This window comes from Terrabacter sp. AAH1 (genome assembly GCF_054456855.1).
Map to the genome: position 1 here is coordinate 802,949 of NZ_JBTJJV010000001.1, position 23,900 is coordinate 826,848.

The window sequence follows — 23,900 nt, forward strand, 5'->3', positions numbered from 1 at the left end:
CGTCCCCGCGGCTACGCTCGCGCCATGGCGGAACCGCGGCTCACGAGCTACGAGCGGCTCGACGGCGCAGAGGTGCGGGCCGTCATTACCTACCTCGGCGAGCGCATCGACACCTACCTGCCGCGCCACCCCGGGCTGCGCGCGGCGACCGACGAGCTCGGCAAGGTCGTCGACGGACTGCAGGAGCGGTCGCTGAGCGCACCCCGGCAGCGGGCCGCACTCGTGCTCGTCGCCCGCGCGCTCATCCTCGTCGTCGCGGCCGTGTCGGTCGTCGCCGTGGTGACGGCCGTGCGCGACGCCCTGACGCGGGTCGGCAAGCTGGCCGCGTTCGAGTGGCTGCCCGTGCTCGAGAGCCTCATCAACGACCTCGTCTTCGCCGGCATCGCCATCTGGTTCCTGCTCTCGCTCGCCGACCGGGTGGTGCGCAACGACCTCATCCGGCGGCTGCACCGGCTGCGGTCGCTCGCGCACATCATCGACATGCACCAGATGAGCAAGGACCCCGCGCCCGTGCTCGGCCGCTCGGTGCCTGCGGAGCCTGCCGCCCCCGAGCGGGTCAGCCCGCGCACGATGTCGGCCCGCGACTACGGCCTCTACCTCGAGTACTGCTCGGAGCTGCTGTCGCTGACCTCGAAGGCGGCCGCCCTGTGCGCCGAGGAGTCCACCGACGCCCTCGTGCTCGACACGGTGAGCGAGATCGAGAACCTCACGACCGGGATGAGCCGCAAGATCTGGCAGAAGATCAGCCTCCTGCGCGAGACCCCTCACACCTGACCGGGTCAGTGGCCCCGGCGGACCCACTCGTCGAGGTCGGGCTGCTCGGCGCCGATCGTCGTCGAGTCGCCGTGGCCGGTCAGCACCACGGTCTCGGGTGGCAGGCTCAGCAGCCGGTCGCGGATCGAGTCGACGATCGTCGGGAAGTCGGAGTACGACCGCCCCGTCGCGCCCGGCCCGCCCTGGAAGAGGGTGTCGCCGGTGAACACGACGCCGAGCGCCGGAGCGTGGAAGCAGCAGGCGCCCGGGGCGTGACCCGGCGTGTGGAGCACCCGCAGCTCGACGTCGCCGACCGTGATGACGTCGCCGTCCGCGAGGTCCTGCGTCGGCTCGAGGTCCGGGTGGCTCTGGCCCCACAGCACGCGGTCGTCCGGGTGCAGAGCGACCTGCGCGCCGGGGTGGGCCGCGAGCAGCTGGGGAACGACGGTGACGTGGTCGTCGTGCGCGTGGGTCAGCAGCACGTGCGTCAGGCGCCGGTCGCCGACGAGCCCGAGGATGGGGGCGGCGTCGTGCGGGGCGTCGACGACGACGCAGGTCTCCTCGTCACCGACCACCCACACGTTGTTCTCGACGTCCCACGTGCCGCCGTCGAGGCTGAAGGTGCCCGACGTCGTCGTGTGGTCGAGGCGCACGCCTCCCGCCGAGGGCTGGATGTCTGCGGCCGTCGTCACAGCTCGACCACCGATCGCAGCACTTCGCCGGCGTGCATCTTGTCGAACGCGGCCTCGATGTCGCCGAGGCCGATGCGCTCGGTGACGAACGCGTCGAGGTCGAACCGGCCCTGCTTGTAGAGCTCGACGAGCATCGGGAAGTCGCGGCTCGGGAGGCAGTCGCCGTACCAGCTCGACTTCAGCGCGCCGCCGCGGCCGAAGATCTCGATCATCGGGAGCGTCACCTGCTTGTCGGGGGTCGGCACGCCGACGAGCACGACGGTGCCGGCGAGGTCGCGGGCGTAGAACGCCTGCTCGTACGTCTCGGGACGCCCGACCGCCTCGACGACGACGTCGGCGCCGTTGCCGCCCGTGAGCCCCCGGATCGCCTCGACCGGGTCGGTGGTCGCGCTGTTGACGGTGTGCGTGGCACCGAAGTGCCTGGCCTGCTCGAGCTTCCGGTCGTCGATGTCGACGGCGATGATCGTCGTCGCGCCGGCCAGCTGCGCCCCCGCGACGGCGGCGTTGCCGACCCCACCGCAGCCGATGACGGCGACCGAGTCGCCGCGGGTCACGCCGCCGGTGTTGACGGCCGCGCCGAAGCCGGCCATGACACCGCAGCCGAGCAGGCCCACGGCGGCCGCGTCGGCCTCGGGCACCTTCGTGCACTGGCCCGCCGCCACCAGGGTCTTCTCGATGAACGCGCCGATGCCGAGTGCTGGCGTGAGCTCGGTGCCGTCGGTCAGCGTCATCTTCTGCTTCGCGTTGTGGGTGTCGAAGCAGTACCAGGGCTTGCCCTTGGCGCACGCGCGGCACTGGCCGCAGACGGCGCGCCAGTTGAGGATGACGAAGTCCCCGGGCGCCACCTCGGTGACGCCCTCGCCCACGGCCTCGACCGTGCCGGCAGCCTCGTGGCCGAGCAGGAACGGGTAGTCGTCGTTGATGCCGCCCTCGCGGTAGTGCAGGTCGGTGTGGCACACGCCGCACGTCTTGATCGCGACGACGGCCTCACCGGGCCCCGGGTCGGGCACGACGACGTCGACGACCTCGACGTCGGCCCCCTTGGCCCGGCTGATGACACCCTTGACGGTCTGCGGCATGACGGCTCCTTCTGCCTCGTCGGTACGGTCCGTTCGATCCTGCCAAACGCCGAGACGGTCCCGTCGAGCGGTCGCCGAGTGCAGCCTCGAGTGCTCAGTTGCTGCGCCGGCGTGCCGTGGAGGAGCCGAGCTGGCTCATGTCGCTCCTTGTCGATGAACACCGAGTCTTCCCCCCGAGTCGAGTGCTCGGTTTCCGACGTGCTCGGCGTGCGAGGAACTGAGCACTCGACTGTCTGCGTGAGTCGAGTGCTCAGTTCCCTTCGTCTTGGGTCAGCGACCGAGGTCCTCGCGCGTCGGGTCGTCCCTGTCGGCCTCACGCAGCCGCTCGTCTCGCTCCCGACGCACCTTCTCTGCGCCACCGCTCCGGTCGCGCGCCTCGGCCTCCAGCCGCTCGGCCTCGACCTGGGCACGCTGTGCCTGGGCGCGGGCCATCTGCGACCGGGCTTGGGCCTCGGTGGCGGCGGCCTCTTGCTCGCGCAGCTCTTGGTCGTGTTCGCGGGCCTGCTCGCGGATGTCGGCGGCCCGTTCGCGCTGCGCCTCGACTCGGTGGCCCCGGCCGCGAGCGGCGACGAAGCCGATGACGGCGAGAACGACGACGATCGCCACGACGATCCAGATGATGGTGCTGACTTGCATGCCGGACCTCCTCGGCGGGCCACGCGCCGATGCGTCGCCCTACACCGTGGGCGTACCCGCCGCGGCCGCCGTCAAGCGCCGCCCGTCGTCGAGGACGCCTGGTCCACGGCGACGACGAGGGCGGTCGCGATCGCCGCGACCCCCTCGCCTCTGCCGGTGAGCCCCAGGCCGTCGGTAGTGGTGCCGCTCACCGACACCGGGGCGCCGGCGGCCTCCGACAGCGCGGCCTCGGCCTCACCCCGACGCGTGCCGATCTTCGGCCTGTTGCCGACGACCTGCACGGCGATGTTGCCGATCTCGTAGCCGGCCTCCCGCACGAGCCGGGCCCCCTCGGCGAGCAGCGTCACTCCGGACGCGCCTGCGAGCTCGGGCCGGGCGGTGCCGAAGTGGGCGCCGAGGTCACCGATCGCCGCGGCGGAGAAGATCGCGTCGCACGCTGCGTGCGCGGCGACGTCTGCGTCGGAGTGGCCGTCGAGGCCACGCTCGCCCGGCCAGTGCAGCCCGGCCACCCACAGCTCGCGGTCGGAACCCTCCGGGGCGTACGCGTGGACGTCCACCCCGACGCCGACGCGCGGCAGCGTGGTCATCGGTCCTGCTTCCAGTCGATGGGCCCGCGGTGCACCTTGTGCGGCGCGGCCTGGGCGACCGGCTTGATCACCATGGTGTCGATGTTGACGTGCTGCGGCAGCCCCACGACGAAGCCGACGCACTCGGCCACGTCGTCGGCGACGAGGGGCCGGTCGACGCCCTCGTAGACCTTGTCGGCAGCGGCCCGGTCGCCGTGCAGCCGGGTGAGGGAGAACTCCTCGGTGCGCACCATTCCGGGGCGGATGTCGATGACGCGGATGTTCTCGCCGTTGAGCTCGAGCCGGAGGGTCTCGGAGACCACCGACGTGCCGTGCTTGGCCGCGACGTAGCCGGCTCCGCCCTCGTAGACGCGCTCGCCTGCGATCGAGCTGATGTCGACGATCGTGGCGCGAGCCGACCGCCGTAGCAGCGGCAGTACGGCCTGCGTGACACGCATCGTCCCGACGACGTTGCTGGCGTACATGCGCTCCCACTCGTCGGGGTCGCCGTCCTCGACGCGGTTCACGCCGAGGGCGCCGCCGGCATTGTTGACGAGCACGTCGCAGCGGCCGAGGCCCGCGACGGCGCTCTCGACGGATGCCGCGTCGGTGACGTCCATGACGACGGCCCGCGCGTGTCCGCCTGCGCCCTCGACGGCGGCGACGACCTCGTCGAGCTTCTCGCGCCGGCGGCCGGCGACGACGACCTCGAAGCCGTCACCGGCAAGGCGGCGCGCGATGGCCGCGCCGATGCCGGTGCCGCCACCGGTGACGAGGGCGAGGGGTCGGGACTGGTCAGCCGTCTGCTCGGTCATCTGCTCGGTCATCTGCTCGGTCATCTGCTCGGTCACGCTGCCGAGGATAGGCAACTCCCCCGTTGGATGTTGTGCGCGGTCACCGGTGACCGCGCGACGCGTCGAACGGGAGCGTTCGGGTCAGGTGCTCTCGGCGAGCAGGCGCGCGGCTGTCTCGAGGTCGGCCGGCGTCGTCACCTTGAACGCGCGAGCGTCACCGTCGACGACGAGCACTGGCTCACCGAGACGCTCGACGAGCCCGGCGTCGTCGGTCGCGTCGCTCGACGCTGCGTGGGCGCGCACGAGCACGTCGCGGCGGAAGCCCTGGGGCGTCTGGACTGCCCGCAACGACGAGCGATCGGGCGTCGCGACGACCAGACCGTCGACGTCCACCTGCTTGACCGTGTCGACGACCGCCGTGCCCGGTACGACGGCAACGGCCCCCGCCGTGACCGCAGCCACGACCCGGTCGAAGACCTCGACCGGGGTGAGGCACCGTGCCGCGTCGTGCACGAGCACGACCTCGACGCCCGCTGACAAGGCACCGAGCCCGGACGCCACCGAGTCGCCCCGCTCGGCGCCACCCACGACGACCGTCACGGCGCCCGCCGGCCCGACCTCACGGCATACGGCCTCGGCGATCGCCTGCGCGCTCTCGACGTGGGACGCGGGGACGACGAGCACGACCTCGGAGACGGCCACGCACGCAAGAACCCCCCGCAGGGCGTGCCCGAGGAGGGGCACCCCGGCGAGGGGCACGAACGCCTTCGGGACCGAGGCCCCCAGACGTGAACCGGAGCCGGCCGCGACGACGATGACGCCGACGCGACCGGCTCCGGTCATGTGGTGTGAGCTGCTCAGGACGCGAGGACCTCGTCGAGGATGGTCTCGGCCTTCTCCTCGTCGGTCTTCTCCGCGAGCGCGAGCTCGGAGACGAGGATCTGGCGGGCCTTGGCGAGCATCCGCTTCTCACCGGCGGACAGGCCGCGGTCCTGGTCACGACGCCACAGGTCGCGCACGACCTCGGCGACCTTGATGACGTCACCCGACGCGAGCTTCTCGAGGTTCGCCTTGTAGCGGCGCGACCAGTTGGTCGGCTCCTCCGTGTGCGGGGTGCGCAGCACCTCGAACACGCGGTCCAGACCCTCCTGACCCACGACGTCACGAACGCCCACGAGGTCGCAGTTCTCGGCTGGCACTTCGATCGTCAGGTCACCCTGAGCGACCTTGAGCTTGAGGTAGAGCTTGTCCTCTCCCTTGATCGTGCGTGTGTTGATCTCTTCGATGAGTGCAGCCCCGTGGTGGGGGTACACGACCGTCTCGCCGACCTTGAAAACCATCTGCTGTTTTCCCCTTTCGCGACCTCCAGATTATCACGATCCAGCGCCCATCGCGATTTGAGGAACCGGCATCATCGCAGGTCAGAGCCACAGTCCGGCCCCAGGACGTCATGCCGGACGTCTTGACAGAGAGCCCTTTGGCGTGCATCGAGCGGCCCTCGCCACGGCCTTCCGGCGGCCCCACGGCGGCCCCACGGCGGCCGTCCGGTCGGCTCCGGGACACCCGAACCCACCCTCCGGTGCGGTCGCCGGCGCCCGAGGGGCACCTCGCGGCGGGTGCACGACGCTCCCGACGCGGCCGCCGGTAGGCTGTCGCCCGTGAAGCGTCGAATCCTCGCCCAGGCCCCCGCGCGTCGCCCGTCCACCCGTCGGGTGTCGACGGTGCTGGCCGGGGTGGCCCTCGCCGCCGTGACGGCCGGCTGCCAGGTCAACTCCCCCGTGCAGACCGACGTCCAGTACGTCCCGGCCGACGGCGTGCCCGCCGACGTGGGCCAGCTCGCCGTGCGCGACCTCGCGCTGATCGGCGACGGCAAGGGCACCGTCGTCATCTCGGGCTCGGCCGTCAACCTCGGCCAGCAGGAGATGACGGTCCAGATCGCCGCCCAGGCCGACCCGAACGCGACGACGCAGCCCACCGGCTCCGAGGTGCAGCTCCGCCCCCGCGAGCAGGTCAGCCTGGCCAGCAAGGGCCTGCAGCTGACCGGCGTCACGGCGAAGCCCGGCGGCGTCGTCCCGGTCACGGTCACGTCGAGCACGGGCGGCACCGCGGTCGTCAAGGTCCCCGTCCTGCCGGCCACCGGCTACTACGCCACGGTCACGCCGGCGCCGACCGGCGCCTGACCACACCCACCCGGCCTGCGCCTGGGAGCAAGGCCCAGCACGTACGCGAGGAGCGGCCCACCGCACGGTGGGCCGCTCCTCGTGCGTCAGGTCGTCCGGTTCAGCTCGCCTCGAACTTGTAGCCGAGCCCACGCACGGTGACGATGTGCACCGGGTTGCTCGGGTCGGGCTCGATCTTGGCCCGCAGGCGCTTGACGTGGACGTCGAGGGTCTTGGTGTCGCCGACGTAGTCGCTGCCCCACACCCGGTCGATCAGCTGCATCCGGGTGAGCACCCGGCCCGAGTTGCGCAGCAGCATCTCGAGCAGCTCGAACTCCTTGAGCGGCAGCGACGCCGACCGCCCGTCGACGCTCACGGTGTGGCGCTCGACGTCCATGCGCACCGGGCCCGACTCGAGCGTCGAGGGCAGCAGGTCCTCCGGCTCGGCCAGGCGCCGCAGCACCGCCTTGACCCGCGCCAGCAGCTCGCGGCTCGAGTAGGGCTTGGTGACGTAGTCGTCGGCGCCGATCTCGAGCCCCACGACCTTGTCGATCTCGCTGTCCTTGGCGGTCAGCATGATGACGGGCACCGAGGAGCGCTGCCGCAGGGCCCGGCACACGTCCACGCCCGAGAGGCCGGGGAGCATGAGGTCGAGCAGCACGAGGTCGGCGCCGTTCTTGTCGAACTCCGCCAGCCCGTCGGGGCCGGTCTCGGCCACGGCGACGTCGTAGCCCTCCTTCTTGAGCAGGTAGGACAGCGGGTCGGAGAACGACACCTCGTCCTCGACGATCAGGATGCGACTCAAGACGGGCCTCTCAGGGTCAGGTGGGCTGGCCGGCGGGGTGGGTCGGGTTCGAGGGTTCAGGCGTTGACGGTCGGTCCGGAACCGGCCCGGCGCGCGTCGGTCTCGGCATCGGTCTCGACGTCGGACTCGGCTCTCGTGACGGCTTCGGAGCCGGCCGAGGGCGCCGGTGCCGTCGGTGCGGCGACCGGCCCGGCGGCATACGCCCCGGGTGGGTCTGTGGAGGGAGGGGCGGGCGCGGGCTCGGTGGCGGGCTGGATGGAGGCCGACGCGTTGGCGGCCGGCAGCTCGATGGTGAACGTCGAGCCGCGGCCGACCTCCGACCACACCGACACGTTGCCGCCGTGGTTGTCGGCCACGTGCTTGACGATGGCCAGGCCCAGGCCTGTGCCACCGGTCGCGCGCGAGCGGGCCGTGTCGACGCGGTAGAAGCGCTCGAAGATGCGCTGCTGCTCGTCGGCCGGGATGCCGAGGCCCTGGTCGGTGACCGAGACCTCGACGACTCCGGGCCTGCCGCGGCGCACCTTGACGCCCACGCGGGTGCCGTTCTCGGAGTATGCGATCGCGTTGCCGATGAGGTTGCTGATGGCTGTCGTGATGAGCTCGGCGTCGCCCCAGACCTCGCAGCCCTCGTCGACCGCAGCGGCGAGCTCGATCCGGCTCTCCTCGGCGAGCAGGCGGCTGCGGTCGGCGGCGTCACGCGCGCACGCGCCGACGTCGATGATGGCGGGGTCCTTGACGACGTCGGCACCCTGCAGGCGCGACAGCTCGACGATCTCCTTGACGAGGCGCGTGAGGCGCGTGGACTCGACGCTGATGCGCTTGGCGAAGCGGGCGACGGCCTCGGGGTCGTCGTGCGCGTCGAGCACGGCCTCGGCGAGCAGCGAGATGCCGCCCACCGGTGTCTTCAGCTCGTGGCTGACGTTGGCGAGGAAGTCGCGGCGGATCTCCTCGACGCGCGCCGCCTTCGACCGGTCCTCGACGAGCAGCAGCACGTGGTCGCCGCGGAGGGGCGCCACGCGGGCCGCGACCACGAGGCGGCCGTCGCCGAGACCCTTGCGCAGCACCATCTCGGCCTCACGGATGACGCCGTCGCGCCGGACCGCACGGGCGAGGTGCAGCAGCTCCGGGTGGACGAGCTCCTGGCCGCGGACGAGGCCCTGGGCCACGGCGGCCGGCGAGTTGTTGACGACGCGGTCGGAGGAGTCGACGACGATGCCGCTCGAGCGCAGGACCGCGATGACCTCACCGACGCCCGGGGGCAGCGGCGGGTCGGGCGGCGCCGGGTCGTCGGCCGCGGTGGACCGGTCCGACAGGCGCACGGCGACCATCGCCAGGCCGCCCAGGGCGAGGCCGGCGATGCCACCGAGCGTTGCCGCGGTCGTCGGGTCCACGACACTCAGCGTACGCATCGATGGGGGACGCTCAGACCATGCACGTACGCGTCGTGCGCGGCACGAACCCAGTGTTCACCTGAGCGTCCCCACGCATTCACGAAGCCCTGCGAGCCTCTGCACCAGCGGGGCTGGTGTCTCGCCGCGCGGTGTGCCTCCCGCGGGCCCGCGTGGTGGCAGGCTGGAGGACGACGAAGCCAGACACGACCAGCGCCGCGCCCCGCACCAGAACCACTATGACCAGCGACTGACAGCCACGACGGCGCGACTGAGCCGCCATCGGCACCATCGGCACGACCGGCAACTGACAGGAAGACCATGCGCGACCAGTTCCACGAGGACCTCGACACGATCTCGGACCAGCTCGTCGAGCTGACCCGCCTCGCCGGGTCCGCCATCTCGCGCGCCACGACCGCGCTCCTCGACGCCGACGTCCATCTCGCCGAGTCGGTCATCGAGGCCGATCGCAAGCTCGACGACATCCGCATCGAGCTCGACGAGATGTCCATCGACCTGCTCGCCCGCCAGCAGCCGGTCGCGACCGACCTGCGCATCGTCGTCACGGCGATGCACATGAGCTCGGACCTCGAGCGGATGGGCGACCTCGCGCGCCACGTCGCCAAGGTCGCCCGCCTGCGCACGCCCGACTCCGCGGTGCCGCCCGAGCTGCGCTCGCACATCCTGCAGATGGGACAGGTCGCCGAGGCCATCGTCGCCAAGTGCGGATCGATCATCGCCAGCAAGGACGTCGCCGCCGCCATCACCCTGGAGAAGGACGACGACGCGATGGACGAGCTGCACCGGCAGCTCTTCGCCGCCCTGCTCGACGAGAACACGAGCTGGTCGCGCAGCGCGCTCCTCGACCTGACGCTCGTCGGCCGCTACTACGAGCGGTTCGCCGACCACGCCGTCTCGGTGGCCCGCCGGGTCGTCTACCTCGTCACGGGTGAGTACGACTCCGAGGTCAGCTACGACCACGAGGACGCCGAGGACGCCGACGTGCTCGAGTCCATCGAGCACGACAGGCACGCCTGACCAGACCGCGCCCGTCCCGAGGAGGGTTGACGTTGCCAGGGCAGCGTCAACCCTCCACGCGTATGCCGTGCCGTATGCCGTATGCCGTGTGCCTGGGGACAGCGCGCCCGGCCACCCGGTCGACCGCGGCAGGCTCGACCCATGCGCCGAGACCTCCGCGCCGTCGCCGGCTCGCAGCTCGGGCTCGTCACCCGCGCCCAGGCACTCGAGTCGGGTCTGACCGACGCGGCGATCCGCTGGAAGGTCGAGTCCGGTCGGTGGGTCCAGGTGCAGCGCGGGGTCTACTCCACGACGCCCGGTCGTGACGACTGGCACGCCCGGGCGCTCGCCGCGCTGCTGCGGGTCGGCATCCCGTCAGCCCTCTGCGGGCCGAGCGCAGGGTTCCTCTGGGGGCTCGTGCCACAACCGGCGCGCGACGTGCACCTGGTCGTCCCGGTCGACCGCCGGCCCGAGACGACCCCAGGCATCGTCGTCAGCCGCAGCCGCCACGCCTACGAACGCACCGACGAGCGGGCCTGGCCACATCGGATCGGCATCGACCACACGGTGTTCGACCTCGCGCAGGGCCAGCCGCTCGACCGCGCCGTGGCTCTCGTGGCCAAGGCCGTGGGGACGCATCGGACGACCGTGCGCAACCTGCGCCTCGCCCTGGCTCAGCGGCCGAACCAGTCGCACCGCACGCTGCTGCTCGAGGTTCTCGCCGATGTCGCCGCCGGCACCGAGAGCCCGGCCGAGCGTCGCTTCACGCGCGACGTGGAGCAGGCCCACGGGCTGCCGGCCTCGGTGCGCCAGGCCGACGGGCCCGGCGGCACCCGGTGCGACAACGACTACCCGGACCTGCGGGTCAAGGTCGAGGTGGACGGGCGGCTCGGGCATGCCGGCTGGGCGAACCAGCAGCGGGACGGCCGTCGCGACCGTCGCAACGCGGCCGGCCGCTGGCTGACGGTCCGGGTCTACTGGAGCGACGTCGCCGTGACGCCGTGCGAGACCGCGCTGGAGCTCGAGGCGATCTTCCACGGCCGCGGATGGCGGGGGTCAGCCCGCCGCTGCCGACGCCGGGCCTGCCCGGTGGGTTGAGGTGTGGAGGGTTGACGTCGCCAGGGCAGCGTCAACCCTCCACGGGCCGGACGTGGTGCGGGTCAGCGACCCTGGTTGGCGACGGCCTCGGCCGCAGCCTTGGCGGCCTCGGGGTCGAGGTAGCGCCCACCCCGCGTCACGGGACGGAACTGCTCGTCGAGCTCGTAGACGAGCGGCATACCCGTGGGGATGTTGAGGCCCGCGATGTCCTCGTCGGAGATGCCGTCGAGCGTCTTGACCAGGGCCCGCAGCGAGTTGCCGTGCGCTGCGACGAGCACGGTCAGCCCGTCGGCGAGGTCGGTCTGGATCTCGTTCTCCCAGTAGGGCACGAGACGGGTGACGACGTCCTTGAGGCACTCGGTCGACGGCATCGCGGCGCCGAGCCCGGCGTAGCGCGGGTCGTTCGTCTGGGCGTACTCGTCGTCGGGGTCGATGGGCGGCGGCGGCACGTCGTAGGAGCGACGCCACAGCATGAACTGCTCCTCACCGAACTCGGCGAGGGTCTGCTTCTTGTCCTTGCCCTGGAGCGCGCCGTAGTGGCGCTCGTTGAGGCGCCAGTCGCGCTTGACCGGGATCCAGTGGCGGTCGGCGGCGTCGAGCGAGAGGTTGGCGGTGTTGATGGCCCGGCGCTGCACCGACGTGTGCACGATGTCGGGCAGGATGCCGGCGTCCCTGAGCTGCTGGCCGGCCCGCACGGCCTCGGCCCGGCCCTTGTCGGTGAGGTCGACGTCGACCCACCCGGTGAAGAGGTTCTTGGCGTTCCATTCGCTTTCGCCGTGGCGGACGAGGACGAGCGTGTAGGTCATGGCGGCCAGCCTAGCGACGGCCGGTCAGGCGCCCGAGCCGTCGTCCAGCAGGTGACGGAACGCGTCGAGGTTGCGGGTCGACTCGCCGCGCGAGACGCGCCACGCCCACTCCTTCTTCATCGACCCGAGGAAGCCGAGCGCGAGCAGCTCGTTGAAGACGTCGTCACTCGCGGCGAGCACGATGCCGAAGAGCTGGTCGAGGTGTTCGGCGTCGAGCGCGACCGTCGGCACCTCGCCGCGCAGGTAGACGTCGCCGTCGTTGTCGATGGCGTACGCGACTCCCTGCAGCCGCAGGTTCTTGCGGAGCAGGGTGCGGTAGAACGCCTCGTGGTTCTCGTCGGGGTTGCGGATGACGAAGGCGCTGAGGCTCGTCGTGCGGTCGCGCACCAGCACCGAGAGGACCGTCTTGAGCTTCTTCTCGCCGGGCAGGGTGACGACGTACTCCCCTGGCCGCCCGCCGAGCTCCCACTCGAGCCCGACCGAGCCGAGGTATGCCGTCAGGCGGGCCTCGGCGTCGGGGCCCGGTCCGCGACGGGCCGCGTCGGGGCGGCTGCCGTTGCTGCCGTTGCTGGGGGCGCTCACGGGATCACCGCCGTGGGCACGCCGACGAGACTCTGCCCCTCGTCGATGGGCGACTCGGCCGACCCGGTGGCGCGCTCGCGGATCGCCTGGCGGTAGACGTCGAACAGCCGGTCGGTCGTGGCCGCCCAGCCGAACTGGGCTGCGTGACGGACTGCGGCGTCACCGAGCTCGAGGCGCCGGCGGTCGTCGTGCAGCAGCGACTCGACGGCGTCGGTCCAGTCGGGGATGCCGTGGCCGTCGACCAGCACGCCCGCGTCGCCGACGGCCGTGGGCAGCCCACCCACGCGGGCCGCGACAACGGGGGTGCCGCACGCCTGGGCCTCGATGGCGACGAGCCCGAACGACTCGGAGTAGCTGGGCACGAGCACGAGGTCGGCGGCGCGGTACCACTGCGCGAGCACGGGCCGGCCGACCGGGCGCACGAAGCGGACGACGTCGTCGATGCCGAGCGCGCGCGACAGCTCCTCGAGCTCGTGCGGACGCGTCAGGCCGCTGCCGCTGGGCCCGCCGAGCACGGCGACGGTGAGGTGCTGGCGGCGTGACGGGTCGCGGCGCAGTAGCTCGTCGGCCACGCGCAGCAGCACGTCGGGCGCCTTGAGCGGCTGGATGCGCCCGACGAAGAGGAGCAGCTGTCCGTCGACGGGCAGCCCGAGCTCGCGGCGCGCGGCGAGCCGGTCACCGGGGGTGAAGGTCGACAGGTCGACGCCGGGCGGGACGACCGACACCTTCGCCGGCGGCGCGGCATACAGCTCGACGAGCTCGCGGGCCTCGTCGTCGGTGTTGGCGATGAGCCGGTCGGCGGCCTCGACGACCTGGACCTCACCGATCTCGCGGCCGCGCGGCTCGGGGCGGTCGCCCTCGGCGAGGTGGAGGTTCTTGACGCGGGCCATGGTGTGCATCGTGTGGACGAGCGCGACGCGCCAGCGGTCGGCGGCGAGCCACCCCACCTGGCCCGAGAGCCAGTAGTGCGAGTGGACGAGGTCGTAGTGGTCCTCGGGCACCGACAGCCCTGCCTGCATGATGCCGGCCGAGAAGGCGCACAGCTGGCCGGGGAGGTCCTCCTTGGCGAGCCCCTCGTAGGGCCCCGAGGTCACGTGGCGCACCGTCACCCCGGGCGTGAGCTCGACCTCGACCGGGGTCTCGCCCGTGGTGCGCCGGGTGAAGATGTCGACCTCGACGCCGCGTGCGGCGAGCTCCCTCGCGGTCTCGGCCACGTAGACGTTGAGGCCGCCCGCGTCGCCCGTGCCCGGCTGCTCGAGCGGTGAGGTGTGGACGCTGATCATCGCCACCCGTCTCGGATCGGCCACCGTCGGCATCCCTTCGTCGTGCACACGTGCTCTCCCCGACTCAACCACACCACCGATTCGATGTATTCCGGCGGCCTCAGGGCCGCGCCGATACATCGACCGGGGGTGGCTAGGCTGCGGGCGTGGCCCGCCCAGCACGCCCCGTGGGGACCATCACGCGCGGGACGACCAACCCGAACCGGCTGCGCCGCTGCGACCGGTGGATCGCCGGGCCGCAGGGGTGGCGACTGCGCCGCTCCCCCACCCCGCCGGTCGTCGTCGACCTCGGCTACGGCGCCTCGCCCATCACCGCCGTCGAGCTGCACGACCGGCTGCGACAGGTGCGTCCCGACGTGCAGGTGGTCGGCATCGAGATCGACCCGGAGCGCGTCGCCGCCGGACGGCCACTCGAGCGTGACGGGCTGACGTTCCGGCTCGGCGGCTTCGAGGTGCCGCTCGACGACGGAACGCGCCCCACGGTCGTGCGCGCCTTCAACGTGCTGCGCCAGTACGCCGAGCACGAGGTCGCCGACGCGTGGGCGATGGTGCAGGACCGCCTGGCCCCCGACGGTCTGCTCGTCGACGGGACGTGCGACGAGATCGGCAGGCGTGCCGCCTGGGTGGCCGTCGACGCCTCCGGGCCGCTCAGCCTGACCATCTCGCTGCGGATGGGAGGGCTCGAGCGGCCCTCCGACGTCGCCGAGCGGCTGCCCAAGTCGTTGATCCACCGCAACGTGCCGGGCGAGCCCGTGCACGCCTTCCTCGACGACCTCGACGGCGCGTGGGCCCGGAGCGCTCCGCAGTCCTCGTGGGGTGCCCGCCAGCGCTTCCTCGCCATGTGCGAGGACGTGCGCGCGCGCTGGCCACTGCTCGACGGGCCGTCGCGGTGGCGGCTGGGTGAGGTGACCGTCGACTGGTCCGCCGTGGCACCGACCACCCGTTGACCCTCGTTCGAGGTGATGGCGCGTCACGGGTGACGCGCCATCACCTCGAACCGGCTGGCGCGACTTCCGGCGAATTCACAGGCGAAACACTCGACCTGCCCGCCCGTCGTCGGCGTAGCATCGGCACCATGTCGCTCGACGGCATGACCGCCTGGGGGCGAGGCCATGCAGTGAGTTTCTACGCACTCGACAGTGAGGGTATCGACGCCGTCGCGCGATTCGTCGCGGACGGGTGGGACCGCGACGAGTGCGTCGTCGTCGTGGCCACCGAGCAGCACCGCCACGCCGTCGCCGAGCTGCTCGCGCAGCGCGGCTACGACCCGGCCGCCCGCACCGAGCACGGCCGCTACCTCGCTCTCGACGCCGAGTCGACGCTGCAGCAGATCATGCTCGACGGGCGCATCGACCCCGACCGCTTCCTCCTCCGGGCCAACGAGGTCATCGCGCAGGCCTCGTCCGCCGGGGTCCCGATCCGGGCCTTCGGCGAGATGGTGTCGCAGCTCTGGCAGAACGGCCTGGTCGAGCCTGCGATCGAGCTCGAGCTGCTGTGGAACCAGCTGCTGCGCGCACACGACTTCACGCTGCTGTGCGCCTACCCCACCGGCGCGTTCGAGCACGCCGAGCTCGTCGACGTGCGCCGGGTCTGCGAGCTGCACACCGACCTGCTGCCGCCGAGCGCCGTCTGGGAGGAGGGCGGTGTCGTGGAGGCGGGGCACGCCTGTTCGCGCGTCTACCTGCCCATCCCCGAGTCGGTCCCGGCGGCACGGCACTTCGTCGTAGACGTGCTCCGGTCCTGGGATCACGGCGAGCTCGCTCCCGACGCCGCGCTCATCGTCTCCGAGCTCGCGACGAACGCCCTGCGCCATGCCGACTCGCCGTTCCGCGCCGTCGTCGACCAGCGCCGCGGAAGGCTGCGGGTCGGCGTCGAGGACACCACGGAAACCCCGCTGGAGCGGCGCGAGATCACCATCGACGACGTGAGCGGCCGCGGTGCGCACATCGTCGAGGCGCTGGCCGAGCGGTGGGGATCCAGCCCCCTGCCGGGCGGCAAGGTGGTCTGGGCCGAGCTGACGGCGCGCCCGACCAGCACCCGCGCCGGCTGACCCGCGGGTCGAGGGTCTCCGCTCCAGGCTGTGGACCGGTCTGCGCGCGGGAGGGGCCCCGAGCATGCGTATGCCGCCGGGCCGAGCCCGGCGGCATACGTGGTGTGTTGCTCGTGGACCCGCGTCAGCGGACGTAGTCGTCCTCGAGGCGCTCGATGTCGGCCTCGTCGAAGTGGCCGAAGCCGACCTCGAGCAGGCGTCCGGGACGGTCACCCGAGTTGCCCATGCGGTGGATCGAGTTGCGCGGCACCCACACGGTCTCGCCGGGCTGCGCGCTCCACGACCGGTCGCCGACGGTGACGTCGATCGGCACGTCGAGCACCTGCCACATCTCGCCTCGGTGGTCGTGGCGCTGGAGCGAGAGCCGGTGGCCCGGCTGGACCGTGATGATCTTGACCGTGACCTGCTCGTTGGAGACGAACTGCTGGAACTGACCCCAGGGTCGCTCGGCCACGAAGATGTCGTCGGCGGGGTTGCGGTCGCCGAGGTCGTAGTCGTCGGGCGTGTGCGTCGGCCCCAGCTCGTGCTCGTGCTGGTGCGGGTCGAGCGCGGAGACGCTGCCAGCTCGGTGCTGGTCGGTCATGGTTCCCCCATCGTCGGTGAGTGCCCAGTGTGCCCTACCGGGACGGCCCACCCGAACCGGACGCCGGAACGACGACCGGTGTTCACCAGCCCCCGCTGGACCGGCCGCCGATGCCGCGCACCTGGCGCAGGGCGGGGCGGACGTCGGCGAGGTAGACGGCCGCGCCCACGAAAGCGAGCAGGCCGAAGAGGCTGAGCGGGTTGAAGAGGGTGACGAAACCGATGGCGAGCGCCACGCCGAGGATGGCGAGCCAGAACGTGCGCGTGCGCTTGCCGGCGGCGACGTAGGCCTTGTCGGGGTGGCGCAGGGCGTCGACGAACGCGAAGACCTCACAGCCGAGCGCGACCGCCCCGAGCACGAGGAGGACGACGTTCTGGAACCCCGAGTACAGCTGCATGGACGAAGCGTAACCCGCGCCGCTGAGAGCTCCCAGCGTTCTCCCAGACGCGGCTACGCGTCGATCACGAGGGTGACCGGACCGTCGTTGACCAGCGAGACCTCCATCATCGCGCCGAAGCGTCCCTGCTCGACCTCGACGCCCCGGGCACGCAGTGCGTCGACGAGCGCGGCGACCAGCGGCTCGGCCACCGGGCCGGGGGCTGCCGCGCTCCACGACGGCCGGCGACCCTTGCGGGTGTCGGCGTAGAGCGTGAACTGGCTGACGACGAGTACCGGTGCCCCGGCGTCGACGAGGCTCTGCTCGTCGCGCAGGATGCGCAGCTCTGAGATCTTGCGAGCCATCCGCTCGACCTGGTCGGGCCCGTCGTCGTGGGTCACGCCCACGAAGGCGAGCAGCCCGGCGCGGTCGATGGCGCCGACGACCTCGCCGTCGACCTCGACGCGCGCGCTCGTGACGCGCTGGAGGACCGCCCGCACCGGACCGGCCTCAGATGCCGACGGCGACGACGGCCCCGACGGGCTGGCCGTGGCCCAGCACCGGCGCGTGCTCCAGCACCGAGAGCACCTCGTCGCTGCCGACGCCGATGCGGCGCAGCACGGCGGCGAGCACGACGCTCCGTGCCCGCGACGTGCCGTCTGCGACCTTGACGGCGATGCCGCGCCCGTCGCGCAGACCGACGGCGTAGACGGCCTCGGCGCCGTCCTTGGCGACCAGGCCGTCGACGCCGCGGATGAGCGTGGTGACGTCGCGGTGGGTGCCGCCGAGGTACTCGGGGAAGTCGCGGACGGCCCGGGCGATCTTCGCCTCGGCGCCGTCGGTGGCCGACGCGATGCGGCCGAAGGCCCGCGCCAGCGCGCTCAGCGGAACGGCATGGATCGGAGCCCCGCAGCCGTCGACGGCGACGGCCGCCGGCTCGGCGCCGGTGAGCTCGCGCACCGTGTCGGCGACGGCCACCTGCAGCGGGTGCGACGGGTCGCGGTAGGTCTCGAGGTCCCAGCCGTTGGCGACGCAGGTCGCGAGCATCGAGGCGTGCTTGCCCGAGCAGTTCTGCACGATCGACTGCTTGGGCTTGCCCTCGGCGATCCAGGCGATGCGCGCGGCGTCGTCGTAGGGGTAGTCGGGCGTGTTCTGCAGGTCGGTCTCGGCCAGGCCCGCGCCGGCGAGGATCTCGCGCGCCGCATCGACGTGGAACTGCTCGCCGGAGTGGCTCGCGCAGGCGAGCGAGAGCAGCCGGCCATCCGTGTCGAGGCCGTGGCGCACCATGGCGAGCGCCTGGATGGGCTTGCTCGAGCTGCGGGGGAAGACGGGCCCGCTCGGGTCGCCGATCTCCAGCTCGACGGAGCCGTCGGGCGCCGTGACGACGGCGGTGCCGTGGTGCACCGACTCGACGAAACCGGCTCGCACGACGTGGGCGACGACCGGCGCTGCCGAGAGTGCCGCGCTGACGGGGGTGGACGTGGTGGCTGCGTGTTCCGACACGCCCCGCAGTATGCCGGAGCGTGCCGCAGGTGCCTGCGGCGAGGTCGCGGGTGCGCCGTTCGTGACGCAGCGGGCCGCGGATGCGACGAGGCCGCCACCCCATCGGGTGACGGCCTCGTGCGGAGGGGACGCCGTGGCGTCGACCGGTGCTCAGGACTCCGTGGAGGTGGCGGCGGTCTTCTTGGCGGGCGTGGCCTTCTTCGCGGCGCTCTTGGTGGCGGCCGTAGCGGTGGTCGTCGCCTTCTTCGCCGTCTTCTTGGCGGCGCGCTTGGCCGGGGCGGTCTTGCGGGCCGCCGTGGCCTTCGGGTCGTCGGTCGTGGCCGAGGAGCGGGCGGCGACCTTGCGGGTCGTCGTGGCCTCGACCTCGTCGGCCTTGCGCGTGGCGGCAGCCTTCTTGGCGGAGGAGCTGCGGATGGCCTTCTCGTGGGCGGCGGTGCGCTTCGGCTCCACCGGGGCAGCGGCGGCCTCGACGGCCTCGGCCGACTTCTCGACCTGCGCGCCGACCTTCGAGGCGTCCTTGACGACGACGTCCATCAGGCTCTGGGCGACCTTCTCGCCCTCGCTGACCGCCGTCTCGGCGACGCGGCGGCCGCGGGTCACCGTGGCGGTGCCGCGCTCGGCGAGACCGAAGGCGGTGCGCTCACCCTGGGCGCGCAGGTCGGTGACGACCTTCTCGCCGCGGGCAGCCGCGGCGTCGTACTGGTCCTTGGCGTTGCTCGCGATGACGAGGCCCTCGTTGAGGACGCGGGCCGGGAGGTCCTGTGCCTGCGTGACGAAGCGGTCGGCGTACTTCGTGGCCAGCTTCTGCAGCTCGATGGTGCGGCCCTGGAGGTCGACGATGCGCTTCTGGAGCTCCTTCTGCAGCTGGTCCGCCTCCTTCTTGGCACCCTTGCGCAGGTCGACCTGCTTGGCCTGCTTGCGGGCCGCGTCGAGCTGCTCGCTCGCCGAGCGCACGGTGTCGATGGCGATGTTGGCGGCGCCGACGACGGCGTAGAACGGCGTCGGGTCGACCGCGACCTCCGGCAGCTTGCCGTCGATCTGGCCGAGCTGGCCGCGCACGTCGGCCACGGCGGCCTCGGCCTGCTTCTGGGCGTCCTTGACGGCCTTGCTGATCTTCTTGCTGAGAGCCATGTCAGTTCTCCTTGTGGATGGACTCGTTGAGCTCGGGGGTCGCGTCAGCGACGCTGCTGCGCGCGGGGCGCCGGCGGGCTGCCGGCTTCTTGCGAGGGGTCTGGGGTGCTGACGTCTCGTCCTCGCCGACGAACGACAGGTAGATGTCGACGAGCACCGCGCGCTGCCGGTCGGTGAGGACCGGGTCTGCCGCGATGGCGGAGAGGACGTCGGGGCGGGCGGCAGGGTCGTGGTCGACGACCCGCTCGTCGAGGATGCCGGCCCGGACGTAGAGCGACTCGGCAGAGACCTGCAGTCCCTTGGCGATCTGCTGCAGGATCTCGGCGCTCGGGCGCTTCAGCCCTCGCTCGATCTGCGACAGGTAGGGGTTGGAGATGCCGGCCATCTCGGCAAGCTGGCGCAGCGACAGCTGGGCACCCTCGCGCTGCTCGCGCAGGTAGGCCCCCAGGTCGGGTAGCGGAAGCTTGCTCATGCCTCCATTGTGCTAACTAAAGCAAGCAGAATGCAAACTCTGGGCAGCGTGAGCCGCCCCACACTCTCGCGTCAGCGCGTCCGGCGGTCCTTGATGGCGAGCATCGCCCGCGCCTCCGTGGTCGTCATGGCCGGGCGCTGCATGACCTCGGCGATCTGCGCCGCGCGCGCCACGAGCTCGCGGTTGTGCTCGACCGGGCGACCCTTGGCGTACATGAGGTTGTCCTCCATGCCGACCCTCAGGTGGCCCCCGGCGGAGAGGGCTGCGGCGACGATCGGCAGGTGCGCCCTGCCGATGCCGGTGGCCGACCAGCTCGTGACCTCCTCGGGCAGCATCGCGACGCCGGCCATGAGGGCCTGCGGGGTGCCGGGCATCGACCCGGGCACCCCGGTGACGAAGTCGACGTGCACCTTGCCGCCGTAGGGCAGGCCGCACTCGTCGATGAGGCGGCGCAGCGCGTGCACGTGGCCGAGCTCGAACAGCTCGAACTCCGGCACGACCTCGCGCTCCTGCGCCTGCTTGTAGAGGTCGACCATGAAGCCCCACGGGTTGAGGAAGACGCCGTCGCCGAAGTTCGTCGTGCCGCACGTGAGCGAGCACGAGTCGGGGTCGGCGTCGAGCACCGTGAGGCGCTGGTCGAGCGGGTCGGTGACGGCGCCGCCCGTCGAGAGTTGCACGATGAGGTCGGTCGCCTCGCGCACGCCGTCGACCGCCTCCTTGAGGAAGGCACCGTCGAGGGTGGGCTGGTGCTCGCGGTCGCGCACGTGGATGTGGATGAGCGCCGCGCCGGCCTGCTCGCAGGCGATCGCCGTCTCGACGAGCTCCTCGGGTGTCGTCGGCAGGGCCGGTACGTCGGTCTTGGCGGTCTCGGCGCCCGTCGGGGCGACGGTGATCAGGGTGCTCGCGGCGGTGCGTGCGGTGCTCATGCCGCACATCCTGCCAGCGCCCGGGGGCGCCTCGGTCAGGGGGCGACGATCGTCGTCTGGGCCGCCGAGAGCCCCTCGACGAGCAGGTCGAGCGTGGGGTCGGTGTTGCGCTTGATCACGGCAAGCGCGATCGGCCCGTCGACGTGGTGGCGACCCACCGAGGTCAGGTGGCCGACGACGCGGTCTCCGGCATACACATCGCTCCCCCGCGCCGGCAGCACGTGGCCCGAGCCGTCGAGGTGGAGGAAGACCAGGCGCCTCGGCGGCCGGCCGAGGTTGTGCACGCGGGCCACCGTCTCCTGGCCCCGGTAGCAGCCCTTGTGCAGGTGCACGGCGGTGCGCAGCCAGTCGACCTCGTGGACGATCGTGCGGTGGTCGGTCTCGAGCCCGAGCCGTGGCCGCCAGGCGGCGATGCGCAGCGCCTCGGCCGCCCACAGGCCGGCGAGGGGTCGATCGCCCACTGCGGCAACGAGGTCGGCGCGCGGCACGAGCACCTCGCGCCACGAGCGCTCGGTTCCCGGGTGGTCGTCGACGGGGCCGTATGCCGTCGTGTCGCCGACGAGGTCGGGCCACGGGTCGCGCCACGCGAGGGGCTCGCCGTCGGCGGACTCGCTCGCGTGCGGCTCGCCGAGCACGGCCCACGCGTCGGTGACGAGGGCGACCTCGACGCGCAGCATGAAGCGCATCCGGTCGAGCCATTCGCCGAGAGCGCCGCCCGCGCCGGGCTCGGTCGTGACCCACGTCGTCCCGCCGTCGTCAACGAGGTGGAGCGAGTGCTCGACGTGGCCCTTGGGTGTGAGGATCAGCGCCTCGCGCGACTGGCGTGGCTCGAGGTCGAGCAGGTGCTGGGTGGTGAGCGAGTGCAGCCAGCTGAGGCGGTCGGGCCCGGTGACGGTGACGACGTCGCGGTGCGACAGGTCGACCACGGCCAGGCCCTCCTCGAGGAGGCGCTGCTCGCGCATCGGGTCGCCGTAGTGCAGGGCGACACCCGCCTCGAGGCCTTCGCCCGCGACCGCACCCGGCCGCGCGAGCAGCGGGCTCGGGGCCGTCGTGGGACGCGTGGGCAGCTCGACGTCGCTCATGCTCGGGGCAACGCTGACGGCACACGGCTCATTCCGAAGGCCACCGACGTCACTCGACGCGCTTGAGCGTGGCGGACACGTGGCTCTGCATCTCCTGGCCGACCGCCGCCATGTCCATGACCCACATGAGCTGCGACTCGACGAGGCCGTACATGCGCGTCGCCGCGTTGTACTCCTTCGCACCGGGCGCGCGCAGCACGCCGTCGGTCTTGAGCTGCACCTTGGCCGGCTGGATCTCGCCGTAGTAGAGCTCGAGGATGCCGGTCGGGTGGGCGAGCAGCAGCTCGACCTCGCCGTTCTCGAAGGGGCGCCAGAAGCCGGACTCGACGGCAGCCGGGCGCACCTTGGCGCCGTTCTCGGAGTCGAGGATCCAGGCTCGGCTCTCCCACTTGAGGAAGCCCCGCCCGTCGTGGGTCACCTCGATCTCCTGGCCGAAGTGCGCCGACTCGATCGTGGGGTAGCCGACGACCCCGGCGCCCTCCCAGCGTCCGATGAGCCACGCGAGGGGACGCAGCGGCTCCGGGATGTCCTGGTCGAGGTTGAACATGCGCCCGATCGTAGCCTGATCCCATGGACACCCCCGCGCGCTCGCTCGTCGTCAAGGTCACCGCCGGAACCGAGGCGCCGGAGCGTCTCTCGCAGGCCTTCACGGTGGCCGCGACCGCCGTCGCGAGCGGGGTCGACGTGTCGCTGTGGCTCACCGGCGAGTCGACGTGGATGGCCGTTCCGGGGCGGGCGGAGGAGTTCGAGCTGCCGTATGCCGCCCCGCTCGCCGAGCTGCGCGACGCCGTCATCGCGGGCGGCCGGCTCACCGTCTGCACGCAGTGCGCGGCCCGGCGCGAGCTCACCGAGGACCAGCTCGTCGAGGGCGCGGTCATCAAGGGCGCGGCCGTCTTCGTCGAGGAGGCGCTGGCCCCGGGCGCCCAGGCCCTCGTCTACTGACACGGGACCTCGAACTGGCCTCTCGACGGTTGAGGTGCGCGTCAGGTGAGGACGGAGAAGAGGTGCACGACGGCGCCGACCACGAGCACCGAGCCGACGCCGGAGCCGACCTGGCCGCGGCGCGTCAGCATCGCCGGCTGCAGCGACAGCACGCGCCGGAACGACCACGACACCGTGCCGACGGCCGCGCCGATGCCGAGCGCCTCGAGCGCGGCGACCTCGTCGAAGAAGCTGGCCGCCACGAGCGCGGCGACGACGGACACCGCGAGCGCCACGAGGCCGAGGAAGGGCGCGAGCACCTTGACGCCCGGCAGCAGGTCGACCGCGACGGCCGCACCCACGGCGGCCATGGCGACGACCGCGACGGCCTGACCGCGGTCGCTGTTGGCCGCGACGACGGCGGTCGTGCCCGACGCGATGACGGCGAGTCCGCCGAACGCCGAGAGCAGGGTGAGCACGAGTCCCTCTCGGCCGGTGCGGCGCACGAGCTGGCCGAAGAAGGCGAGCAGGATGCCGAACGCGACGGCCGCGGGCACCCAGAGCAGGTCCTGGCGCAAGGCGCTCAGCACGATCGCCACCGAGCTGACGCCGAGCGCCACGGTGGTGGCCATCGGCGTGTAGGAGCCGCTCAACAGCGGCCAGCCCCACGCCACGGCGAGAGCGAGCACGAGGGTGACACTCAGCGTGGCGGCATACCCCGTGCCCTGGGCGACGAGGAGCGCAACGGCGGCCACGAACGTCGCGACGACGCCGAACCAGCGGATGCGGTCGGCGCGGACCGGCGACAGCGGCACGCGGAGCGTCCCCTCGGGGGCTCCCGCGCGGGCTGCGTCGTCGTCAGGCACGGGGGCCATTGTGCATCACCCTCCGGCGAACGGCGGCAGCACCTCGACGGTGGCTCCCGGGTCCACGACCTGCTCCCGGGTGACCTTGCGGCCGTCGAGCAGGAAGCTCGCCACCCTCGCCACGCGCCCGAGGTCCGGGTGCGCCTGCACGGCAGCGTCGACGACCTCGCCGACCGTCGCGCCCGAGCGCTCCTCGCTGTCGGTGCCGGTCGCCGCGCGCGCGGCCGCCCAGTAGCGCACGGTGACCGTCGGCGCGGCCGCTGTCGTGGGCATCTCGCTCCGTCTCATGGCAGGTGTCTCATCGTTGGTGTGGTCCCGTCCCCCGGTGACCA

General features: G+C 72.3%; 30 protein-coding genes. 7 read left to right on the plus strand and 23 right to left on the minus strand.

What is annotated here, in order from left to right:
- Positions 1–24: 24 nt before the first annotated feature.
- A complete protein-coding gene (locus ACXR8F_RS03745) occupies positions 25–774 on the plus strand; it encodes a hypothetical protein (protein ID WP_045190919.1) in 750 nt (249 codons plus the stop codon).
- Positions 775–779: 5 nt separating this feature from the next.
- Here the strand turns inward: ACXR8F_RS03745 and ACXR8F_RS03750 are convergent, their stop codons facing one another.
- The 7 genes from ACXR8F_RS03750 to ACXR8F_RS03780 all read right to left on the minus strand — a co-directional run bounded on the left by ACXR8F_RS03750 (position 780) and on the right by ACXR8F_RS03780 (position 5,860).
- Positions 780–1,445, minus strand: a complete 666-nt coding sequence (locus ACXR8F_RS03750; protein WP_458798776.1) for an MBL fold metallo-hydrolase — start codon at positions 1,443–1,445, stop codon at positions 780–782.
- Entirely contained in the window at positions 1,442–2,524 is a 1,083-nt protein-coding gene (locus ACXR8F_RS03755; RefSeq protein ID WP_458798777.1) for an S-(hydroxymethyl)mycothiol dehydrogenase, read from the minus strand. Before ACXR8F_RS03755 ends, ACXR8F_RS03750 begins: the two co-directional genes overlap by 4 nt.
- A 270-nt stretch (positions 2,525–2,794) precedes the next feature.
- Positions 2,795–3,160 (minus strand): hypothetical protein, encoded by a 366-nt coding sequence (locus tag ACXR8F_RS03760; protein WP_458798778.1) that lies wholly within the window; start codon positions 3,158–3,160, stop codon positions 2,795–2,797.
- Positions 3,161–3,231: 71 nt separating this feature from the next.
- On the minus strand, positions 3,232–3,747 hold the full coding sequence (ispF, locus tag ACXR8F_RS03765) for a 2-C-methyl-D-erythritol 2,4-cyclodiphosphate synthase (RefSeq protein WP_458798779.1): 516 nt from the start codon (positions 3,745–3,747) through the stop codon (positions 3,232–3,234).
- Positions 3,744–4,541 (minus strand): SDR family oxidoreductase, encoded by a 798-nt coding sequence (locus tag ACXR8F_RS03770; protein ID WP_458798837.1) that lies wholly within the window; start codon positions 4,539–4,541, stop codon positions 3,744–3,746. Before ACXR8F_RS03770 ends, ispF begins: the two co-directional genes overlap by 4 nt.
- Before the next feature lie 120 nt (positions 4,542–4,661).
- Complete coding sequence (ispD, locus tag ACXR8F_RS03775; protein ID WP_458798780.1) at positions 4,662–5,363, minus strand: 2-C-methyl-D-erythritol 4-phosphate cytidylyltransferase; 702 nt, start codon at positions 5,361–5,363, stop codon at positions 4,662–4,664.
- A gap of 14 nt (positions 5,364–5,377) precedes the next feature.
- Positions 5,378–5,860 carry a CarD family transcriptional regulator gene (locus ACXR8F_RS03780; protein WP_030199704.1) on the minus strand — a complete coding sequence of 161 codons (483 nt, stop codon included), beginning with the start codon at positions 5,858–5,860 and terminating at the stop codon, positions 5,378–5,380.
- A 318-nt stretch (positions 5,861–6,178) separates the two neighbouring features.
- Between ACXR8F_RS03780 and ACXR8F_RS03785 the strand changes: the two genes are divergently transcribed.
- A complete protein-coding gene (locus ACXR8F_RS03785; protein WP_458798781.1) occupies positions 6,179–6,700 on the plus strand; it encodes a hypothetical protein in 522 nt (173 codons plus the stop codon).
- A gap of 100 nt (positions 6,701–6,800) precedes the next feature.
- Here ACXR8F_RS03785 and ACXR8F_RS03790 read toward each other — a convergent pair whose 3' ends face one another.
- Together ACXR8F_RS03790 and ACXR8F_RS03795 are read right to left on the minus strand one after the other, a co-directional pair.
- Positions 6,801–7,484: a response regulator transcription factor gene (locus tag ACXR8F_RS03790; protein ID WP_045190924.1), complete on the minus strand. Its 684-nt coding sequence runs from the start codon at positions 7,482–7,484 to the stop codon at positions 6,801–6,803.
- A 56-nt stretch (positions 7,485–7,540) separates the two neighbouring features.
- Positions 7,541–8,875, minus strand: a complete 1,335-nt coding sequence (locus ACXR8F_RS03795; RefSeq protein ID WP_458798782.1) for a sensor histidine kinase — start codon at positions 8,873–8,875, stop codon at positions 7,541–7,543.
- 318 nt (positions 8,876–9,193) lie between these two features.
- On the opposite strand from ACXR8F_RS03795, the gene phoU reads away from it, so the two are divergent.
- Complete coding sequence (gene phoU, locus ACXR8F_RS03800) at positions 9,194–9,910, plus strand: phosphate signaling complex protein PhoU (protein WP_045190926.1); 717 nt, start codon at positions 9,194–9,196, stop codon at positions 9,908–9,910.
- Positions 9,911–10,051: 141 nt separating this feature from the next.
- Complete coding sequence (locus ACXR8F_RS03805) at positions 10,052–10,987, plus strand: type IV toxin-antitoxin system AbiEi family antitoxin domain-containing protein (RefSeq protein WP_458798783.1); 936 nt, start codon at positions 10,052–10,054, stop codon at positions 10,985–10,987.
- Positions 10,988–11,049: 62 nt separating this feature from the next.
- Here ACXR8F_RS03805 and ACXR8F_RS03810 read toward each other — a convergent pair whose 3' ends face one another.
- The 3 genes from ACXR8F_RS03810 to mshA form a co-directional block, all read right to left on the minus strand.
- Positions 11,050–11,793 (minus strand): phosphoglyceromutase, encoded by a 744-nt coding sequence (locus ACXR8F_RS03810; RefSeq protein WP_045190928.1) that lies wholly within the window; start codon positions 11,791–11,793, stop codon positions 11,050–11,052.
- A gap of 24 nt (positions 11,794–11,817) precedes the next feature.
- A complete protein-coding gene (locus ACXR8F_RS03815; protein WP_045191098.1) occupies positions 11,818–12,294 on the minus strand; it encodes a YbjN domain-containing protein in 477 nt (158 codons plus the stop codon).
- A gap of 77 nt (positions 12,295–12,371) precedes the next feature.
- Positions 12,372–13,691, minus strand: coding sequence for a D-inositol-3-phosphate glycosyltransferase (mshA, locus tag ACXR8F_RS03820; RefSeq protein ID WP_458798838.1), 1,320 nt, complete (start codon positions 13,689–13,691; stop codon positions 12,372–12,374).
- A 113-nt stretch (positions 13,692–13,804) separates the two neighbouring features.
- On the opposite strand from mshA, the gene ACXR8F_RS03825 reads away from it, so the two are divergent.
- Together ACXR8F_RS03825 and ACXR8F_RS03830 are read left to right on the plus strand one after the other, a co-directional pair.
- Positions 13,805–14,605 (plus strand): methyltransferase domain-containing protein, encoded by an 801-nt coding sequence (locus ACXR8F_RS03825; RefSeq protein WP_458798784.1) that lies wholly within the window; start codon positions 13,805–13,807, stop codon positions 14,603–14,605.
- A gap of 170 nt (positions 14,606–14,775) precedes the next feature.
- Positions 14,776–15,708: an MEDS domain-containing protein gene (locus ACXR8F_RS03830; RefSeq protein ID WP_458798785.1), complete on the plus strand. Its 933-nt coding sequence runs from the start codon at positions 14,776–14,778 to the stop codon at positions 15,706–15,708.
- 124 nt (positions 15,709–15,832) lie between these two features.
- Here the strand turns inward: ACXR8F_RS03830 and ACXR8F_RS03835 are convergent, their stop codons facing one another.
- The 9 genes from ACXR8F_RS03835 to ACXR8F_RS03875 all read right to left on the minus strand — a co-directional run bounded on the left by ACXR8F_RS03835 (position 15,833) and on the right by ACXR8F_RS03875 (position 22,328).
- Complete coding sequence (locus ACXR8F_RS03835) at positions 15,833–16,291, minus strand: phosphomannose isomerase type II C-terminal cupin domain (RefSeq protein ID WP_052677284.1); 459 nt, start codon at positions 16,289–16,291, stop codon at positions 15,833–15,835.
- Positions 16,292–16,373: 82 nt separating this feature from the next.
- Positions 16,374–16,688 (minus strand): DUF2516 family protein, encoded by a 315-nt coding sequence (locus ACXR8F_RS03840; RefSeq protein WP_045190931.1) that lies wholly within the window; start codon positions 16,686–16,688, stop codon positions 16,374–16,376.
- A 53-nt stretch (positions 16,689–16,741) separates the two neighbouring features.
- Positions 16,742–17,167, minus strand: coding sequence for a D-aminoacyl-tRNA deacylase (dtd, locus tag ACXR8F_RS03845; RefSeq protein WP_458798786.1), 426 nt, complete (start codon positions 17,165–17,167; stop codon positions 16,742–16,744).
- A 10-nt stretch (positions 17,168–17,177) separates the two neighbouring features.
- Positions 17,178–18,170, minus strand: coding sequence for an asparaginase (locus ACXR8F_RS03850; RefSeq protein ID WP_458798787.1), 993 nt, complete (start codon positions 18,168–18,170; stop codon positions 17,178–17,180).
- A 150-nt stretch (positions 18,171–18,320) separates the two neighbouring features.
- The gene (locus ACXR8F_RS03855; RefSeq protein WP_045190934.1) at positions 18,321–19,301 is read right to left on the minus strand and encodes a hypothetical protein; all 981 of its coding nucleotides are present in this window, start codon (positions 19,299–19,301) and stop codon (positions 18,321–18,323) included.
- 1 nt (position 19,302) lies between these two features.
- Positions 19,303–19,773, minus strand: coding sequence for a helix-turn-helix domain-containing protein (locus ACXR8F_RS03860; protein ID WP_045190936.1), 471 nt, complete (start codon positions 19,771–19,773; stop codon positions 19,303–19,305).
- Positions 19,774–19,844: 71 nt separating this feature from the next.
- Complete coding sequence (locus tag ACXR8F_RS03865; protein WP_458798788.1) at positions 19,845–20,699, minus strand: beta-keto acid cleavage family enzyme; 855 nt, start codon at positions 20,697–20,699, stop codon at positions 19,845–19,847.
- Positions 20,700–20,734: 35 nt separating this feature from the next.
- Positions 20,735–21,781, minus strand: coding sequence for a CAF17-like 4Fe-4S cluster assembly/insertion protein YgfZ (gene ygfZ, locus ACXR8F_RS03870; protein ID WP_458798789.1), 1,047 nt, complete (start codon positions 21,779–21,781; stop codon positions 20,735–20,737).
- 49 nt (positions 21,782–21,830) lie between these two features.
- Positions 21,831–22,328, minus strand: coding sequence for a heme-binding beta-barrel domain-containing protein (locus ACXR8F_RS03875; RefSeq protein ID WP_458798791.1), 498 nt, complete (start codon positions 22,326–22,328; stop codon positions 21,831–21,833).
- 23 nt (positions 22,329–22,351) lie between these two features.
- Here ACXR8F_RS03875 and ACXR8F_RS03880 point away from each other — a divergent pair, with 23 nt between their 5' ends.
- Positions 22,352–22,723 (plus strand): DsrE family protein, encoded by a 372-nt coding sequence (locus ACXR8F_RS03880; RefSeq protein WP_458798792.1) that lies wholly within the window; start codon positions 22,352–22,354, stop codon positions 22,721–22,723.
- Positions 22,724–22,764: 41 nt separating this feature from the next.
- Here ACXR8F_RS03880 and ACXR8F_RS03885 read toward each other — a convergent pair whose 3' ends face one another.
- Together ACXR8F_RS03885 and ACXR8F_RS03890 are read right to left on the minus strand one after the other, a co-directional pair.
- The gene (locus ACXR8F_RS03885; RefSeq protein ID WP_458798793.1) at positions 22,765–23,577 is read right to left on the minus strand and encodes a hypothetical protein; all 813 of its coding nucleotides are present in this window, start codon (positions 23,575–23,577) and stop codon (positions 22,765–22,767) included.
- Positions 23,578–23,583: 6 nt separating this feature from the next.
- Positions 23,584–23,841, minus strand: a complete 258-nt coding sequence (locus ACXR8F_RS03890; RefSeq protein WP_458798794.1) for a MoaD/ThiS family protein — start codon at positions 23,839–23,841, stop codon at positions 23,584–23,586.
- Positions 23,842–23,900 lie beyond the last annotated feature (59 nt).